Here is an 18,132-nt window from a genome sequence, read left to right as displayed (position 1 = left end):
CGGCGCAGTGTTGGGGGCCGCCCAACCCCACCCCCCGGGGCCCCCCCCCCCCCCCCCCGGCCGGGGCGGGGGGGGGGGGCGGCCCCCCCCCCCCCGACGCTGCTGATCGAGATCGAGACGGCCGGGCCTGCGCTCCCCGTGCACGTTTCCTGCCCGCGGATCTTCTCTTTCTCTTTCCACCGCCTGTCTCAGTGCGCCGTCCAGCCGCCGTCGACGGGGAGGCTGGCGCCGGTGATGTAGGAGGCGGGTGGGGAGCAGAGCCAGAGGGCGAGTTGGGCGATCTCGTCGGGTTCGATGAGGCGCTTGAGGGCGGTGCGGTCGAGCATGATCTGTTCGACGACCTCGTCCTCGTGGATGCCGTGGGCCAGGGCCTGGGCGGCGATCTGCTGCTCCACCAGGGGAGTTCGGACGTACCCGGGGTTGATGCAGTTGCTGGTGACGCCGTAGGGGGCGCCCTCCAGGGCGACGGTCTTGCTGAGGCCTTCCAGGGCGTGCTTGGCGGTGACGTAGGCGGACTTGAAGGCGCTGGCCCGCAGGCCGTGGACGGAGGAGATGTTGACCACCCGCCCCCACTCCTGCTCGTACATGTGCGGGAGGGTGCGGCGCAGGATGCGGAACGGGGCCTCGACCATGACACGTTGGATGAGGGTGAAGCGGTCGGGCGGGAACTCGTGGACGGGCGCGACGTGTTGGAGACCGGCGTTGTTGACCACGATGTCGGCGTCGTCCGGCAGGGTCTCCACGGCCTCCGGGTCGCCGAGGTCCGCGACGATGGCGCGGCCGCCGATCCGCTCCGCGAGCTCCCGGGCCGGGCCGGCCGCGAGATCGACGACGTAGACCCGGGCGCCGGCCCCGGCGAAGGCCTCGGCGCAGGCTCGGCCGATGCCCGAGGCGGCCCCGGTGACCAGGGCCGTCCGGCCGTCGAGCGGGCGGGCTGTAGTGGTGTCCATGGCCGAGAACGGTAGGAATTCGGGGGCCTGGCTCCCATGTGGCAGGCCGCTACAGCATTCCGGTGGGATGTGGTGCCGGTCGCCATGACCGTCGATCGACGGTTCGACCGCGGAAGGCCAAACCCGCCCCGGCCTCGCTTCCCCACAATGGGCGCGATTGCTTCACCCGTTCGGAGGATTGCTCGGTCAGATCCACCCATAGCGCCCGAATGCTCGCTACATTCACGCCGATTCCCGACAGGGGGCGCCGCCCCAGGCAGCCGAAGTGCTGGTAGAGCCCGGTGCGACGTCCGAGAGGTGTTGACTGACATGCCCCAACGGCCTGCAACCGACAGCCCGGCGTACGGACCGCTCGACCCGCTCGGCCAGCACCGAGGCCCGGTCGGCCGGGCCCTGCCGGACGCCCCCGACGCCCTGACCGCCGACGCCCCGACCGCCGACGAACTGCGGCTGCCCGCGCAGGCCACAACCGACCGGCACGAACCCGCCAGGCCCGCGCCCGCCCCCGCGCCGACGGGCGGCCACTCCGGACCGGCCCCGCAGAACGGCCAACTCGCCGCGCTGATCGAGGAGGCCGGCTTCTCGCACGCGGGCCTGGCCCGCCGGGTCGACCAGCTCGGCCTGGAACACGGTCTCGACCTGCGCTACGACAAGACCTCGGTCACCCGCTGGCTGCGCGGCCAGCAGCCCCGCGGCGCCACCCCGGCACTGATCGCCGAGGTCTTCACCCGCCGCCTCGGCCGCCGCCTCACCGCCCAGGACCTCGGCCTGGACGCCTGCGCCCCGGTGTACGCCGGGCTGGAGTTCGCCGAAACTCCGCAGGAGGCGGTGGACATCGTGGCGAGCATGTGGCGCAAGGACAACGGCCCGCAGTCCGAACTGCGCCGGATCGCCTTCACCCCGGCCGGCCTGGTCGTCCCCAGCCGGGACTGGCTGATCGGCCGCACCGACGAGCGCGTCGCCCGGGACGGCTCGACGATGGCCCGCCCCGACGCCGCCACCGGCCCGCCGCCCTCGTCCGCACCCGTGCACGGCCCGTCCGGCACGCCCTCCATGGCCTCCGTGCCCTCCGTGCCCTCCGCGGCCGGAACGGTCGGTACGCCCGGCGCGCCCCCCGCGAGCCCAGCGCGCGGCCCGGCTCCCGGCACGCCCGGCATGTCCGGCGCACCCGGCACGCGCCCCACCGTGGGCACGGCCGGTACCGCCGTGCCCCCCATCGGCCGGGTCCCCACCCAGAGCCGCCGCCCGCCCGCCGCCGTCGAGCCGCCGTACACCGACCCGGCCCGCGAGCAGCGCCCCGCCCTGCGGGTCGGCCGCGGCGACATCGCCGCCATCCGTGCCGTCGGCGACCTCTTCCGCGCGCTCGACCACGCCTACGGTGGCGGGCACGCCCGGCAGGCGCTGGTCCGCTACCTGGAGAGCGAGGCCGAGCCGATGCTGCGCGGCCGCTACGGCGAGCAGATCGGCCGGGCACTGTTCGGCGCGGTCGCCGACCTGACCAGGCTGGCCGGCTGGACGTCCTTCGACATCGCCGCACACGGCCTCGCCCAGCGCTACTTCGTTCAGGCGCTGCGCCTGTCCCAGGCCGCCGGGGACCGCGCGCTGGGCGGGTACGTCCTGGTGACGATGAGCCAGCAGGCCGTCCACCTGGGCCACGGCCGGGAGGCCGTCCAGCTGGCCCGGGTCGCCCAGCAGGGCGTGGGCACGGCGGTGCCGCCGGTGGTCCAGTCGCTGATGCACGCCGCCGAGGCCCGCGGCCACGGCCTGCTGGGCGACGTCCGGGCCTGCACCACCGCCCTGGTACGCTCCGAACGGTCGCTGGCCGCGGCCCGGGCGGGTGACGAACTGCCCTCCTGGGCACGGTACTTCGACGAGGCGCAGCTCTCCGACGAGTTCGCCCACTGCTACCGGGACCTGCAGCAGTGGCGCACCGCCGCGCAGCACGCCGAGAAGTCGTTGCGGCTGCGCTCGCCCGCCTATGCGCGCAGCCGGATCTTCTGCCGGCTGGTGCTGGCCACCGCCCGGCTCGGCATGGGGGACCTCGACGAGGCCTGCACCATGGCCACCGACGCGCTGCGGGCGGCGGGGGAAATGCGCTCGGCCCGCTCGCTGGAGTACGTCCGGGACTTCCACCGCCGCCTCATCCCCTACCGGGGCAGCCCGGTGGCCCGCGCCTTCGAGGAGACGGCCCGCCAGGCGGGCGTGATCTAGGAACTCGTGATCCAGGGACTGCCGGACGCGCCCGGCGGTCCCGGAAACCCGTACCGCCCGGGCTTGCCCCGGGCCGGAGGACCGCCCGGGGCCGGAGGGGTGCGCCGGCGTCGGAAGGGCCGCTCGGAAGCGCCTGCCGGGACGCCTTCGAAAGGGCTTTCCCCCGCCGCCCGTTGGCGTCCGGGGAGGGTGACCGGGAGCGACTCACCAGCTCTCGGCCCGGACGCGCGGCCGTCCCGGCTCCGGCGCGGGTGGCCGGACGCCGCCGCGTACCCGCTGCGCCGCCAGCGGGAACGCCAGCACCGAGAGTATGCCCGCGCCCACGAGCGCGGCCGCCGTCGACGACGGCAGGTGCCCGTCGTCCACCTCGATGGTGGTGATCACCACGACCAGCGGCAGCGCCGTCGCGCCGTACAGCCCGAGCGCCGCCCGGTCCCGCCGGCCGAGCCCGGCCGGGGCGAGCAGTCCGGCCGGCAGTCCGCGCACCACCAGGAGCAGCAGCAGGAACACCGGGACGAGCAGCAGCGTGCCGGGGTCGACCAGCAGGGCGGTCAGGTCGAAGTTCATTCCGCTGACCACGAAGAACACCGGCACCAGGAAGCCGAAGCCGATGCTCTCCAGCTTGGCCTCGATCACCTCCTCCTCGGCCTGGCGGATGTCGGAGAGCAGCAGGCGGGAGATGGCCCCGGCGGTGAAGGCGCCGAGCAGCATGTCCAGGTCGAGCCAGACCGCGGCGGCCACCATGACGGCGAGCACCAGGATCACCGCCCGGATCGCGAACTGCCCGGACGTGCGCAGGGTGCGCTCGATGAGCCGGGTGGCCCAGGCGGGCCGGGGGCGCCGTGCGCCGAGGACCGCGACGGCGGTGATCACCGCGAAGGCGCCGAGGATGACGGCCGTCCTGGCCGGGGAGTTGCCGCTGAGCAGGACGGCGATCGCGATGATCGGCCCGAACTCGCCGACCGCCCCGGTGGCCATCACCAACGAGCCGAAGGGGGTGGGCAGTTCGCCGGAGTCGCGGAGGATCGGCAGGATGGTGCCGAGCGCGGTGGTGGTGAGCGCGAGCCCGGCGAAGGCGCCGTTCAACGGGTCCCGGTTGACCAGCGCGCCCACGCCGAGCGCCAGCACGATCGAGACCAGCCACGCGGTGCCCGCCCGTTTCAGCGGGCCGCCGCGCAGCTTGGCGAAGTCGATCTCGTACCCGGCGAGGAACATCAGCATGACCAGGCCGAACTGGGACAGCGCGTCGACCAGGTCGTCGACGTGCGCCCAGTTCAGGACGTCGGGGCCGATCAGGACGCCGAGCACGATCTCGAACACGACGGTCGGGACGGCGATCCACCGCAGCAACCGGTCGGCGAGCAGCGGTGCGGCGACGGCCGCGGCGGGGATCAGGATCAGCGCCACCGGCTGGATGGCGGCGCTCACCGCGCAACCGGCCGGACGGTGAAAATCATCCGATGAGCGGTCATATCGGCATCCTGGCACGTCGCCGGTCTGTCACCCCGGCAGACCGTCAGTGTGTTCCGGGCACCGGCCGTGCAGGACCGCCGGCGTGTTCCGGGCTCAGCCCGTCCGGGAGCGCCCGAGCACTCCGGGCGTCCGAACGGGTCAGGCCGCCGCCTCGGCCTCCCGGGCGGTGGCCGGGACGCCGAGGTCGCGCAGCACCGCCTGCGCCGCCCGCCGCCCGGAGACCAGCGCGCCCTGCACGGTGCTGGTGTCCCGGTGGTCCCCGGCGACGTACAGCCCGGCCAGCACCCGCACCGGGCGCCGGGGATTGTGCGGCGGGGGCATCGTGGGCAGCGCGTCCGGGACGTGCCGCACGTTCAGGAACTGCCAGCCGGTGGTCGAGGTGCCGTACAGCTCGGCGAGCCGGGCCCGGACCGCCGGTTCCAGCCCGGCCGGGCCGCCGGCGTCGAAGGAGCGCCGCCCGAGCACGGTGGTGGCGACCAGCGCCTGCCCGGCCGGGGCGTAGGAAGGGTGCAGCTCGCTGAGCACCAGCGAGTGCGAGACCAGCGGCGGCTGCCCGCCGGGCCGGTCGCCGTCGAGCAGCAGGACGGCCTCGTTCAGCGGGGCGCAGTCGGCCGCGTGGTAGAAGGTCGTGACGGGGTGGAAGTCCGGCAGCCGCAGCCCGGGCAGCAACTGGGCGGCGGAGCGGGCGTCGGTGGCGACGACGACGGCCTGGGCGCCGATCCGCCCGTGCCCGACGGTCTCCACGCCGTCGGCGGCGATCGAGGTGACCTGCACCCCGGTGCGCACGGTGCCGGCGGGCAGGGCGGCGGCCAGGTGGGCCGGTACGGCCGCGATCCCGTCGGCGGGCAGACAGAGCCGTCCGCGCGCGTAGGAGCGCAGCACCAGGTCGGCGATCCGGCTGCTGGTGCCGAGGGCCGGGTCGCTGAGCAGTGCGCCGAGCAGCGGCCGCAGGAAGCCGTCGAGGGTGCGCGGGGCGAGCCCGTGGCCGGTCAGCGCGCGGGCGGTGGTGGTCTCCGGGCGGTTCTGGAGCCGGCCGGCGGGGGTGGCGGCGAGCCGGCCGAGCCAGCTGCCGAGCCGGGCCTTGTCCAGCGGGCTGCCGAGCGGGGCGCGGGTGGCGGCCTGCCGGGCGGTGGTGAGTTGAGGGTCCCCGGTGCGGTGGCGGCGGCCGCCGCTGTGCACGAGGACACCGGGAGCGAGCGGGCGCAGGTCGAGGCGGTCGAGGTCGAGTACCCGGCGGAGCTCGGGGAAGGCGGTGTTCAGCAGGTGGCTGCCGTCGTCGAGCCGGAAGCCGTCCAGTTCGCGGGTGGCCATCCGGCCGCCGATCCGGTCCGTGGCCTCAAGGATCTGGACGGTGAGGCCGTGGCCGGTGAGCGTGCGGGCGGCGGCCAGGCCCGCGAGTCCGGCGCCGACCACGACGACGTCCGGGTCGGACGGGCGGCGGGCGCGGCGGGTGAAGTCGTATGTGGGCACTGGCGTGCTCCCTCCCTGGTCCCGGGGCTCCGGCCGACGCAGGCAGCGGGGTGCCGGGACACGGTCCGACGGTGTGATGCCCAGTCAGTACGACCATCAGACAAGCGCATCGGACCCGATCCAAGGGTCGGGAGGGGGAGTGCGGCACCGGACCGGGGCGCGGTCACGGACAGTGCGCCGTTGGGGCCGGGTTCCGGGGTCGGCGGGCGCGTACGGTCACCGGGGGCGTGCGACGCGCCCGGTCTGTGCTCCCATGCGCCCCCTCCCGGAGCCCCGTCCGACCTCCGCCCGGCATATGCCCCTGGCCAGGGCGAATACCGTAGCCGCCGTACGCCGGAGCGGTCGGCGAGCCCGGTCCGAACCCGGTCCAAACCCGCCCGCGCACACCGTCGCGCGGCACACCCGGACCCGCGTGCACCGCGGCGCGCGCCGCGACGCACTGTTCACATCGCCGCACGGCACACCTGTACCCGCGCGGCACGCCCGGACCCGTACGGCACGCCCGGACCCGCGCGGCACGCCCGGACCCGCACGCACCGCCACGCACACGACGGCGCACGGCTCACGCCGCCGCACCGCCCACCCCGCACCCGCTCACAGCGCCGCGCGCACCGCCGAGTCCACGTCCGGGTGGGCGAAGCGGAACCCCGCGTCCAGCAGTCGCCGCGGCACCACCCGGTGGCTGCCGACCACCTCGACCGCGAGCTCCCCGAGCACCACCTTGAGCACCGCCTCCGGCACCGGGAACGGGGTGGGTCGCCCGAGCGCCCGCCCGAGCGCCGCGGTCAGCCCGGCGTTGGTGACCGGGTCGGGCGCGGTGAGGTTGACGGCGCCGGAGAGGTCGTCCCGGTCGATCAGGAACCGCAGCGCGGCGACCTGGTCGGCCAGCGAGATGAAGCTCCAGTACTGCCGCCCGTTGCCGAGCCGTCCGCCCAGGCCCAGCTTGAACAGCGGGAACAGCCGTGCGCCGGCCCCGCCGGCCGCGGACAGCACCATCCCGGTGCGCGGGTGGACGACCCGGATCCCGGCCCGCTCGGCCGGCCGCGCGGCCGCCTCCCACTCCACGCAGACCTCGGCCAGGAAGTCCCGGCCGGCGGGGGAGTCCTCGTCGATCACCCGGTCGCCGGTCTGCCCGTACCAGCCGACCGCGGAGGCGCTGACCAGCACCCGGGGCGGCTCCTTGAGTTCGGCCAGAGCGACGGCCAGCGTCTCGGTGCCGAGCGCCCGGCTCTCCCGGATCTCCCGCTTGTAGGAGTCCGTCCAGCGGTGGTCGCCGACCCCGGCGCCGGCCAGGTGCACCACCGCCTCGACCCCGGCCAGCCCGTCCCGCTCGACCTGGCCGAGCAGCGGGTTCCAGCCGATCGCGGTACTGCCGTCGGGCTGCGGGCCCGTCCTGGAGCGGTGCCGGACCAGCCGGACCACCTCGTGGCCGTCCGCCAGCAGGGAGCGGACGAGGGCCGAACCGATCAATCCCGTGGAGCCTGTGACAGCGATGCGCATGCGCCCATCCTCGCAGTTTTCAATTCCCTGTCATGTTTGCGGGCGTCTCATTAGCATGACGCGCATGCACGAGGACGATCTGATCATCCGACCAGCTCAGCCCGAGGACGAGGGCGAACTCGCCGTCCTCAACCGCGCCGCCTGGTCCCCGCTGTCCGACGTCTCCCCGCAGCCGCCCGAGGAGGACGGCGTCTTCGACGAGCGGCACGCCCCGGAGCAGTTTCTGCTCGCCCTCCTGGACGGCCGCGTCGTCGGCTACATCCGCCAGGTCCCGGCGACCCCGCTGGCCAGCAACCGGCACGTCCGGCAGATCCAGGGCCTGGCCGTCGACGCCGAGGTCCGCGGCCGGGGCGTCGGCCGGAGTCTGGTCGAGGCCGCCTGCGCGGCGGCCCGGGCCGAGGGCGCGCGCAAGTTGACCCTGCGAGTGCTCGGTTGGAACGCCCCGGCCCGCAGGCTCTACGAGAGCTGCGGCTTCGTCGTCGAGGGCTCGCTGGCTGAGGAGTTCCTGATCGACGGGTCCTACGTGGACGACATCTGGATGGCCCGCCGCCTGGCGGACTGACCGGCCCGACCGACTCGGCTGCCCGACCGACCCGGCTCCCGGACAGGCCGTCGGCCCGACCGGGCCTTCGGCCGTACCCGCCACCGGACCTGACGGGTCGTCAGTCAAGACGAGTGGTGCAGAGTCGTGACCGACCCGCCCTGTCTGGACCAGCACCCCGCCGGGTACCGTACGGCCGTGAGCAACTCGACGCCTCCCGGGTGGTACCCGGTCCCCGGTGCGGACGGCACCCCCGGTCACGAGCGCTGGTGGGACGGCAACGCCTGGACCAGCGAGGTGCGCCCGCTCCAGGGCGGCGCCGGCCAGCTCGCCGAAGCCTCCACCCAGGGCTGGCAGCCCACGGCCCCGCAGCCCGGGTACGGCTACGGCGGCCCGCAGGACACCCCCGGCTACGGCTACCCGGGCGGCGCCCCCGCCCCGGCGTACGGCTACCCGGGCCAGGACGGCCACCCGGGCCAAGACGGCTACCCCGCCCAGGGCGCGGGCTACGGCTACCCGGCGCCGGGCTACCCGCCGCAGCAGCCGGCGCCCGGCCGCATGAAGCCCGGGGTGATCGTCGCCATCGCGGTCGGCGTGCTGGCCGTGGGCGGGATCATCGCCGGGATCGCGCTCAGCGGCGGCGGCTCCCCGAAGGCGGACCCGACCCCGAACCCGACGGTCACCGTCACCCAGAGCGTCGGCCCCGCCCCGAGCCCCAGTCCGACCGCGGGCACGCCCGCCCCGACGCCGACGGTGCCCGCGCCCAAGCCGGCGCCGGCCCTCAAGAGCACCGCCCCGGATCCCCAGCACGCGATCACCATCCCGGTGTTCGACGGCTGGGACGCGGCGACCGACTCCGCGCACTCGACGGTCTTCCTCGGCACCGGCCGCTACACCTGCGCGGACGGCAACTCCTGCATCCGCGGCCAGTTCTCGGTCGAGAAGGACACCGTCCAGGGCACCACCGCCAAGGCGGCCGCCGAGGCCGCGATGCCCACGTACGCCGGCCAGATCTTCACCGGGATCAGCTCGCACACCGACTCCGGCTCCGGCTACGCGACCGTCGCGGGGGTGTTCGGCTACGCCGTGCGCTGGCACATCCGCACCTCGGACGGCACCCAGGGCTACATACTGCTGGCCGCCGTCCCGGCCAAGGGCGGCGGCTTCGTGGTCTTCGAGGGCGGCGTGGACGACGACCCGAGCGCGCCGGACGCGTCCGTGCTGGACCAGATCCTCAAGGGCGTCAAGCAGGACGGCACGTCAGGCAGCGGCAGCACCACCTGACGTGGCCGGACCCGGTCAGTCCCCGTAGCGCTCCCAGAGCTTGGGAAACCGTTTCGCCATGACGTCCGGGTCGTCGAAGTCCAGCGCCGCGCCGGCCGGCCGCCCGGGCTGCCGCCCGCCGACCTCGGGCAGCGGCAGGCCGGTCAGCTGCTCGTACGCCTCGTCGGCGGCGTAGCCGAGGTCCTCGGCCTCGCCGTCCTCCTCCTCGTCGAACTCCGGCAACAGGTCCGCCAGGTCGTCCGGCTCGACCAGCGCGCCCTCGAAGACCTCCCGGCCCTGGCCGATCAGCCAGCAGCGGAAGTAGTCGAAGGTGTCGTCGGAGGCACCGTCCAGCAGTAGGTAGGCGGCGCCCCAGAGGTCGTTGCGGTAGGCCCGCTGGAACCGGGCCTCGAACAGCCGGGCGAAGTCGATGACGTCGTCCGGGGTCAGCTGGACCAGCCGTTCCACCAGGCGGTCGGCCTGCTCGTCCGGATCGCCCTCGGCGGCCTCCCAGGTCTCGTCGATCATCTGCCAGAAGTCGGTCTCGTCCATCACCGCTCAAGCATCCCCGTTAGCCAGCCCCCGCGCATGCCATGGCCCGGCGAAACGCTGGTGATGTTCGACGCAGACAGCGGCGGAGCCCTGTGCCGTCCGCGACAACGGCGGAGCCCCGCGTCGTCCGGGGACGACGCGGGGCTCCGGTGCAGCCGAATACGGCCGGAACGGCCGAAGTGCCTTACAGGCCGAGCTCGACCTCGAACTCGCCGGCCTCCAGGATCTCCTTGACCGCGACCAGGTAGCGGGCGGCGTCGGCGCCGTCCACCAGGCGGTGGTCGTAGGAGAGCGACAGGTAGGTCATGTCGCGGATGCCGATGGCGGTGCCGCCGTCGGCCTCGATGACCACCGGGCGCTTGACGGTGGCGCCGATGCCCAGGATGGCGACCTGGTTCGGCGGCACGATCACGGTGTCGAACAGCGCACCGCGCGAGCCGGTGTTGCTGATGGTGAAGGTCGCACCGGACAGCTCGTCCGGGGTGATCTTGCTGTCGCGGACCTTGGCGGCCAGCTCGGCGGTCTTCTTCGAGATGCCGGCGATGTTGAGGTCGCCCGCACCCTTGATGACCGGGGTCATCAGACCCTTCTCGGAGTCCACCGCGATACCGATGTTCTCGGTGTCGAAGTAGGTGACGGTGCCCTCGGCCTCGTTGATCCGGGCGTTGACGACCGCGTGGGTCTTCAGCGCCTGGGCGGCGGCCTTGACGAAGAACGGCATCGGGGACAGCTTGACGCCCTCGCGGGCGAGGAAGCCCTCCTTGGCCTTGCCGCGCAGCGACATGATCTTGGTGACGTCCACCTCGACCACGCTGGTCAGCTGGGCCTGCTCGTGCAGGGCCTTCAGCATATTGTCGCCGATGACCTTGCGCATGCGGGTCATCTTGACGGTCTGGCCGCGCAGGGCGGACGGCGCGGCGGCGGCCTTCGGCGCAGCGGCCGGAGCGGCGGCGACCGGGGCCGGAGCGGCCTTGGCGGCCTCCGCGGCGGCGATGACGTCCTGCTTGCGGATGCGGCCGCCGACGCCGGTGCCGGCGACGGCGTTCAGCGCGACGCCGTGCTCGGCGGCGAGCTTGCGCACCAGCGGGGTGACGTAGGCGTCACCGGCGTCGGCCACCGGGGCGGCCGGAGCGGCCGGAGCCGGGGCGGGAGCGGCCGGAGCCGGGGCGGGAGCGGCCACCGGGGCCGGGGCAGCGGCGACCGGGGCCGGGGCAGCGGCGACCGGGGCCGGGGCAGCAGCGACCGGAGCCGGAGCCGCCGGAGCCGGAGCGGCCGGGGCAACGGGGGCCGGAGCGGCCACCGGGGCCGGAGCGGCGGCGACGGCACCAGCGGCGCCGATCAGCGCGAGCTGGGCGCCGACCTCGGCGGTCTCGTCCTCGCCGACCAGGATCTTCACCACGACACCGGCGACCGGCGACGGGATCTCGGTGTCGACCTTGTCGGTGGAGACCTCGAGCAGCGGCTCGTCGACCTCGACCGTCTCACCCTCGGCCTTCAGCCAGCGGGTGACGGTGCCCTCGGTGACCGACTCGCCCAGCGCGGGCAGCAGGACCGGGGTGGCGTCGCCGGCCGGAGCGGCCGGGGCGGCGGCCGGAGCCGGCGCGGCGACCGGCGCGGGGGCGGCGGGCGCCTCCACGACCGGGGCCGGGGCGGCGACGGGCGCGGCCTCGACGGCCGGGGCGGCGGCCGGAACCGGGGCGCCGGAGCCGTCGTCGATGATCGCCAGCTCGGCGCCGACCTCGACGGTCTCGTCCTCGCCGACCTTGATCGAGGCCAGGATGCCGGAGGCCGGCGCCGGGATCTCGGTGTCGACCTTGTCGGTCGACACCTCGAGCAGCGGCTCGTCGACCTCGACACGCTCACCCTCGGCCTTCAGCCAACGGGTGACGGTGCCCTCGGAAACGCTCTCGCCCAGCGCGGGCAGTGTTACTGAGACCGCCATGGTTTCAGCGACTCCTATCAAGTCTTGCGTACTGGAAATGGGGGGTGGGGGCGTGATCAGTCGTGCGCGTGCAGCGGCTTGCCGGCCAGCGCCAGGTGCGCCTCGCCCAGGGCCTCGGACTGGGTCGGGTGCGCGTGGATGAGCTGCGCGACCTCGGCCGGCAGGGCCTCCCAGTTGTAGATCAGCTGAGCTTCGCCGACCTGCTCGCCCATGCGGGCGCCGACCATGTGGACGCCGACCACGGCGCCGTCCTTGACCTGGACGAGCTTGATCTCGCCGGCGGTCTTCAGGATCTTGCTCTTGCCGTTGCCGGCCAGGTTGTACTTGAGGGTGACGACCTTCTCCTTGCCGTACAGCTCGACGGCCTTGGCCTCGGAGATGCCGACGGAGGCCACCTCGGGGTTGGAGTAGGTCACGCGCGGGACGCCGTCGTAGTCGATCGGCACCGGCTTGAGGCCGGCCAGGCGCTCGGCGACCAGGATGCCCTCGGCGAAGCCGACGTGGGCCAGCTGCAGGGTCGGGGCGAGGTCGCCGACGGCCGAGATGGTGGGCACGTTGGTGCGCATGTACTCGTCGACCAGGACGTAGCCGCGGTCCATCGCGACGCCGTTCTCCTCGTAGCCGAGGCCGGCCGAGACCGGGCCGCGGCCGATGGCGACGAGCAGCAGGTCGGCGTCGATCTGCTTGCCGTTCTCGGTGGAGACGCGGACACCGGTCTCGGTGTACTCGACGCCGGAGAAGCGGGCCTTCAGCTCGAACTTGATGCCGCGCTTGCGGAACGCGCGCTCCAGCAGCTTGGAGGAGTTCTCGTCCTCCAGCGGGACGAGGTGCGGCAGCGCCTCGACGATGGTGACCTCGACGCCGAAGGACTTCCAGACCGAGGCGAACTCGACGCCGATCACGCCGCCGCCGAGGATGATCGCCGACTTCGGGATGCGGTCGAGCTTGAGGGCGTGGTCGGAGGAGATCACGCGGTTGCCGTCGATCTCCAGGCCCGGGATCGAGCGCGGCACCGAACCGGTGGCCAGGACGATGTGGCGGCCCTCTATGCGCTGGCCGTTGACGTCCACCGAGGTCTGCGAGGAGAGCTTGCCCTCGCCCTGGATGAAGGTGACCTTGCGGGAGGCGACCAGGCCCTGCAGGCCCTTGTACAGGCCGGCGATGACGTCGTCCTTGTACTTGTGGACGCCGTTGATGTCGATGCCCTGGAAGGTGGCCAGCACGCCGAACTCGGCGGCCTCCTTCGTCTCGTCCGCGATCTCGGCGGCGTGCAGCAGCGCCTTGGTCGGGATGCAGCCGCGGTGCAGGCAGGTGCCGCCCAGCTCACCCTTCTCGACCAGGGCGACGCTCAGGCCCAGCTGAGCGGCGCGGAGCGCCGCGGCGTAACCGCCGCTTCCGCCTCCGAGAATGACTACGTCGAAAACGGTGCTGGCGTCGTTCGCCACGTCACGTCCTCCATGCAATGGGGTGAGTCGCCGGGCCGGTCGCGGTCCGGTGGGTCGGAAGCCTTTGTGGGGCGCCCAGTCGTGCCGGAAATACATCTTCGCACTTGTTCGCGGTGGCTGATGTCCGGGTCCACCCCAGGGGTGTCCCGCAGAGTGGTCACCAGGGCGGGAACACCCCCGACGGAAGGGCATCATCGCAGCTCAACGCGGGGTTGACAGCCGCCGGATGGGCGTCGGGGCGGCCCCGTCGGGCTGGCTCTTCCGCAGTGTGGAACAAAGTTTCGCCCGCAGCGAACAGAGGTGCGGGGCGACGTCCCGGCCTACCCGCAGGTAACCGAACCGGTGCCGGAACGCCGACGGGGGCCCGGCGCACACGCGCCGGGCCCCCGTCGGGGAGGGTGCCTGATCAGGCCTTGCCGTTGGCCGCGGTCTGCTCGGCGTAACGGACCAGGGTGCGCACCGCGCTCGCGGTGCCGCCCTTCGGGGTGTAGCCGAACGGCGCGCTCTCGTGGAAGGCCGGGCCGGCGATGTCCAGGTGCGCCCAGTCGATGCCCTCGGCCACGAACTCCTTCAGGAACAGGCCGGCCACCAGGCCGCCGCCCATCCGCTCGCCCATGTTGGCCAGGTCGGCGATGGTCGACTCGGTCATGCCCTTGCGCAGCTCGGCCGGCAGCGGCATCGGCCAGGACTGTTCGCCCACCTCGCCCGCGACGGTGTGCAGGGTGTCGCGCAGCTCGTCGTTGTTGGACATCACACCGAAGGTGCGGTTGCCCAGGGCCAGCACCATGGCGCCGGTCAGGGTCGCCACGTCGACGATGACGTCCGGGTTCTCCTCGCCGGCGCGCACGATCGCGTCGGCCAGCACCAGGCGGCCCTCGGCGTCGGTGTTCAGCACCTCGACGGTCTTGCCGCCGTACATCCGCAGCACGTCACCCGGGCGGGTGGCGGTGCCGGACGGCATGTTCTCGGCCAGCGCCAGCCAGCCGGTCACGTTGACGGCCAGGCCCAGGCGCTTGGCGGCCACCACGGCGGCGAACACGGCGGCGGCGCCGGCCATGTCGCACTTCATGGTCTCGTTGTGGCCGGCCGGCTTCAGCGAGATGCCGCCCGAGTCGTAGGTGATGCCCTTGCCGACGAACGCCAGCGTGGCCTTCGCCTTCGGGTGGGTGTAGGCCACCTTCACCAGCCGCGGCGGGTTGGCCGAGCCGTTGCCGACGCCCAGCAGGCCGCCGAAGCCGCCCTTGGCCAGCGCCTTCTCGTCCAGCACCTCGACCTTGAGGCCGTGCTCCTTGCCGGCCGCCTGGGCGATCGCGGCGAAGCTCTTCGGGTTCAGGTCGTTCGGCGCGGTGTTGACCAGGTCACGGGCCCGGTTCATCTCCTCGCCGATCGCGGCGGCGCGCTCCACGGCGGCCTTGGCGTCCTTGCTGCCCTTGCGGGGGGCCAGCACGACCAGCTCGCCGACCGGCTCCTTGCCGTTGCCGTCGCCCTTGTACGTGCCGAAGGCGTACGCGCCGAGCAGGCCGCCCAGCGCGACCGCCTCGACCTCGTCCGCGGACTCGGTCGGCAGCGCCAGCGCGGCCTTCTTGGCGCCGGCCAGGGTGCGGGCGGCGACACCAGCGGCGCGGCGCAGCGCCTCCAGCTGGTAGCCGGCCTCGGCGGCCTCACCGAGGCCGACCGCGAGCACGAACGCGGCCTTCAGGCCGGCGGGGGAGGGCACCTTGACGGCCTCGCCCTCGGCGCCGGTCGCGCCCAGGGTGTTGAGGACCTCGGTCAGCTTGCCCTCGAACGCCTCGTTGACGGCCTCGGCGCCGGGGGCCAGCGCGATGCCCTTGGGGCCCTTGGCGACACCGACCACCAGGGCGTCCGCACGCAGCGAGGCGGCGGAGGAGGTGCTCACAGACAATGCAGTCACGTAATGCGTCCTGTTCTTTCGCGGTCCACGGCCGGTTGCGGCGAGGCTGCCGCACCGGCGCAGCCCGGCGTCGCAGGCCGGTCCGCCCGACGCGCCCCGGGTCCGGGCCCCCTGGCGCGCGCACCCGCGCGTCGCGGCCACGCACACCAGAGGCCCCGGCTCCTCGGTCGCGCCGGGCGGGCAGGACCTGCCACGGTGCAGGGCTGCGGTGCTCCCCGCATGGTAGTCCGCATGCTGGGATCACGCTCCGCCCGGTGTCAGCCGAGCAACGCCAGGGCGAACAGTGCGCCGGTCGCGGCGGTCTCCGCCATCGCGCCGAGCACGTCCCCGGTGATTCCGCCGAACCGCCGTACGCAGCGCCGCAGCAGCAGCTGGGCGCAGCCGACGCCGAGCACAACGGCGGCCGGGAGGCGAAGGAATGACGATCCGTCAAACGATCCGAATGCGGCCAGCGCGAGCGCCGCGGCGGCCGTCCCCGCGACCGCCCCGGCGGGCGGGACGGTGCCCGCCACCATCGCGCCGAGACCGCCCGGCCGGGCGGCCGGCACCGACCGCAGGCAGCCCCAGGCGAGCGCGCACCGCGCGGCCACCGCCGAGGCCAGCACCGCGAGCGCCCCGCGCGTCGTCGACTCCGCGAACTGCCCGGCCAGAGCGGCGATCTGGGCCAGCAGCACGAGCGCGAGGGTCAGGACGCCGAACGGCCCGATGTCGGACTGCTTCATGATGCGCAGCGCGTCCTCGGCCGGTTTCCCGCTGCCCAGGCCGTCGGCCACGTCCGCCAGGCCGTCCAGGTGCAGTCCCCGGGTGAGGGCGGCCAGCACCCCCGCCGCCGCCACCGCCCCGAGCAGTCCGCCCGCCCGCCACGCCACCAGCGCCCCGGCCCCGGCCGCCGCCGCCCCGAGCACCAGCCCCACCACCGGGGCCGCCGTCATCGCCCGCGCCGCCGCCGCCCGGTCCCACCGTTCCACCCGGACCCGCAGCACGGACAGCGTCCCGAACCCGAACCGGAGCCCCTCGGCCCAACTGGCGCCCTGCACGACGTGTTTCCCTTCAACCGGAAGCGCCCCGCCCGATGTGCCGGGGCGAGCCCCCGGCACCCCGGACGGGGCGCCCATGACCTTGCGTCTACAGCCTTCGCAGCAGGTCCGCCGCCGACGGCAGCTTCGGCTGCTCCTTCGGTGCCGACGGCACGTACGGCTGCGGCGCCTCGTCCGCGAGCGCGTCGCCCGCGGCCTGGAGCAGCGGCAGGGCCAGCAGCGCGCCGACGCCCTCGCCCATGGTGATCCCCTGGTCCTGCAGCGGCGTCAGGGTGAGCCGGTCGTACGCCTTCGCCTGGGCGGGCTCGCCGCTGGACTGCCCGGCCCGCCACCACTCCGGCGCCCGGAAGGCGATCCGCTGCGCGACCAGCGCGCAGGCCGCCGAGACGACGCCGTCCAGCACCACCGGCAGTCGTCGCACCGCGGCCTGCAGCAGGAAACCGGTGATCGCCGCGAAGTCGGCCCCGCCGGTGGCGCCGAGCAGCGCCAACTGGTCGCCGAGGACCGGCCGGGCCCGCCGCAGGGAGTCCCGGATGGTCGCGCACTTGACCATCCACACCCGGTCGTCGACGCCCGAGCCGCGCCCGGTGACGGCGGCCGCGTCCGTTCCGCACAGCGCGCCGACCAGGACGGCGGCGACGGTGGTCGAGCCGACGCCGAGGTCGCCGAGGAGCACCAGGTCGGTGCCGGCGTCGGCCTCCTCGTCGGCGACGGCCATGCCGGCCCGGAAGGCCCGTGCGGTCTCCTCGGGGGTGAGCGCGTCCTCGACGTCGATCCGGCCGGAGCCGCGCCGGATCCGGTGGGTGACCACCTCGTCCGGGAAGTCGGCGGGGTCGGTGTCCACCGCGACGTCGACCACCCGCACCTCGGCGCCGTAGCGCCGGGCCAGCCGGGCGATCGGTGCGGTGCCGTCCAGCACCGCGCGTACCCGTGCGGCGGTGCCGCCCTTGGCGGGCAGCCGGGACACCCCGAGCGCTGCCACGCCGTGGTCGGCGGCGAACAGCAACACCTTGGGGGCCGACACCGGCCGTACGGGGGAGCGCCCCTGCACGGACGAGAGCCAGCTGCCCAGCTCCTCCAGCTTGCCGAGCCCGCCGCGCGGCCGCTCGGCCTCCTGCCAGCGTTCCTCGGCGGCCCGTCGGGCGCTTTCGTCGGGGCGCTCGACGAGCGAGGAGAACGTATCGAGATCCACGGTCGTGTCCATCGTCCGGAAGGCTACACGCCGCGGATGTTCAGGCCGCGGCTGGCTTGACCGTCAGAACCTGCCCGGCCACCACCAGCAGCACACGTTCCGAGGCGTCCGCCACGGCCATGTTGAGCCGGCCCAGGGTGTCGCGGAAGCGCCGACCGGCCGGGGTCGCCGGGACGACGCCCATCCCGACCTCGTTGCTGACCGCGACGACCGTCCGCCCGGTGGCCGCCCAGGCCCGCGCCAGGGCCTCGCAGCGCCGCTGGACGGCGGCCTCACCGCCGTCCGCCCAGACCGCGTCGTCCCAGGCGCCGCACTCGTCCAGCACGGCGGTCAGCCACAGCGCCAGGCAGTCGATCAGCACCGGCGCCGGGTCGGCCGGGTCGGCCAGCACGGCCTCCAGGTCGCAGGTCTCGGCGGTGCGCCAGCTCGCCGGCCGCCGCTCGCGGTGCAGCGCGACCCGCTGGGCCCACTCGGTGTCGCCGTCCCGGGTGCCGCCGGTGGCGACGTACAGGACGTCCGGGCGGTCGGCGAGCAGCTGCTCGGCCCGGGTGGACTTGCCGGAGCGGGCGCCGCCGAGCAGCAGCGTGCGGGGGAGCGGGGGGTGGGTCGCCATGCGCCCATCCTGCCCGACCGGCCATCCGGAC

At 74.4% G+C, this 18,132-nt stretch carries 14 protein-coding genes; 3 read left to right on the top strand and 11 right to left on the bottom strand.

The genetic code is table 11. The annotated features are described in order from the left end of the window. Positions 1-188: 188 nt before the first annotated feature. Entirely contained in the window at positions 189-950 is a 762-nt protein-coding gene (locus tag ACIOJE_RS21440) for a 3-hydroxybutyrate dehydrogenase (RefSeq protein WP_400777887.1), read from the bottom strand. A gap of 309 nt (positions 951-1,259) precedes the next feature. Between ACIOJE_RS21440 and ACIOJE_RS21435 the strand changes: the two genes are divergently transcribed. Continuing rightward, positions 1,260-3,161, top strand: a complete 1,902-nt coding sequence (locus ACIOJE_RS21435) for a regulator (RefSeq protein ID WP_400777885.1) — start codon at positions 1,260-1,262, stop codon at positions 3,159-3,161. Between the two features lie 204 nt (positions 3,162-3,365). On the opposite strand, the gene ACIOJE_RS21430 is transcribed toward ACIOJE_RS21435, so the two are convergent. The 3 genes from ACIOJE_RS21430 to ACIOJE_RS21420 form a co-directional block, all read right to left on the bottom strand. Continuing rightward, entirely contained in the window at positions 3,366-4,589 is a 1,224-nt protein-coding gene (locus ACIOJE_RS21430; protein ID WP_400777883.1) for a cation:proton antiporter, read from the bottom strand. Positions 4,590-4,772: 183 nt separating this feature from the next. Then, the gene (locus tag ACIOJE_RS21425; protein ID WP_400777882.1) at positions 4,773-6,104 is read right to left on the bottom strand and encodes an NAD(P)/FAD-dependent oxidoreductase; all 1,332 of its coding nucleotides are present in this window, start codon (positions 6,102-6,104) and stop codon (positions 4,773-4,775) included. A 594-nt stretch (positions 6,105-6,698) separates the two neighbouring features. Continuing rightward, positions 6,699-7,604, bottom strand: a complete 906-nt coding sequence (locus tag ACIOJE_RS21420) for a TIGR01777 family oxidoreductase (RefSeq protein ID WP_280674633.1) — start codon at positions 7,602-7,604, stop codon at positions 6,699-6,701. A 64-nt stretch (positions 7,605-7,668) separates the two neighbouring features. Here ACIOJE_RS21420 and ACIOJE_RS21415 point away from each other — a divergent pair, with 64 nt between their 5' ends. Further along, complete coding sequence (locus tag ACIOJE_RS21415) at positions 7,669-8,166, top strand: GNAT family N-acetyltransferase (RefSeq protein WP_280674632.1); 498 nt, start codon at positions 7,669-7,671, stop codon at positions 8,164-8,166. A 177-nt stretch (positions 8,167-8,343) separates the two neighbouring features. After that, complete coding sequence (locus ACIOJE_RS21410) at positions 8,344-9,429, top strand: DUF2510 domain-containing protein (protein ID WP_280674631.1); 1,086 nt, start codon at positions 8,344-8,346, stop codon at positions 9,427-9,429. 15 nt (positions 9,430-9,444) lie between these two features. Here ACIOJE_RS21410 and ACIOJE_RS21405 read toward each other — a convergent pair whose 3' ends face one another. The 7 genes from ACIOJE_RS21405 to cobU form a co-directional block, all read right to left on the bottom strand. Continuing rightward, a complete protein-coding gene (locus ACIOJE_RS21405) occupies positions 9,445-9,960 on the bottom strand; it encodes a DUF4240 domain-containing protein (RefSeq protein ID WP_280674832.1) in 516 nt (171 codons plus the stop codon). 184 nt (positions 9,961-10,144) lie between these two features. Further along, positions 10,145-11,902 carry a 2-oxoglutarate dehydrogenase, E2 component, dihydrolipoamide succinyltransferase gene (gene sucB, locus ACIOJE_RS21400; RefSeq protein ID WP_400777880.1) on the bottom strand — a complete coding sequence of 586 codons (1,758 nt, stop codon included), beginning with the start codon at positions 11,900-11,902 and terminating at the stop codon, positions 10,145-10,147. Between the two features lie 56 nt (positions 11,903-11,958). Then, positions 11,959-13,347, bottom strand: a complete 1,389-nt coding sequence (lpdA, locus tag ACIOJE_RS21395) for a dihydrolipoyl dehydrogenase (protein WP_280674629.1) — start codon at positions 13,345-13,347, stop codon at positions 11,959-11,961. A 406-nt stretch (positions 13,348-13,753) separates the two neighbouring features. Further along, positions 13,754-15,259 carry a leucyl aminopeptidase gene (locus tag ACIOJE_RS21390; protein WP_280674628.1) on the bottom strand — a complete coding sequence of 502 codons (1,506 nt, stop codon included), beginning with the start codon at positions 15,257-15,259 and terminating at the stop codon, positions 13,754-13,756. A 257-nt stretch (positions 15,260-15,516) separates the two neighbouring features. After that, positions 15,517-16,296, bottom strand: coding sequence for an adenosylcobinamide-GDP ribazoletransferase (locus ACIOJE_RS21385; RefSeq protein ID WP_280674626.1), 780 nt, complete (start codon positions 16,294-16,296; stop codon positions 15,517-15,519). 88 nt (positions 16,297-16,384) lie between these two features. Beyond that, positions 16,385-17,500 (bottom strand): nicotinate-nucleotide--dimethylbenzimidazole phosphoribosyltransferase, encoded by a 1,116-nt coding sequence (locus ACIOJE_RS21380; RefSeq protein WP_400777878.1) that lies wholly within the window; start codon positions 17,498-17,500, stop codon positions 16,385-16,387. 28 nt (positions 17,501-17,528) lie between these two features. After that, entirely contained in the window at positions 17,529-18,101 is a 573-nt protein-coding gene (cobU, locus tag ACIOJE_RS21375) for a bifunctional adenosylcobinamide kinase/adenosylcobinamide-phosphate guanylyltransferase (RefSeq protein WP_400777876.1), read from the bottom strand. Positions 18,102-18,132: the final 31 nt, after the last annotated feature.

Origin of the sequence: Kitasatospora sp. NPDC087861 (assembly GCF_044742585.1) — a bacterium.
In the GTDB taxonomy this organism is placed as follows: domain Bacteria; phylum Actinomycetota; class Actinomycetes; order Streptomycetales; family Streptomycetaceae; genus Kitasatospora.
This window is presented reverse-complemented; position numbering and strand designations above follow the sequence as displayed.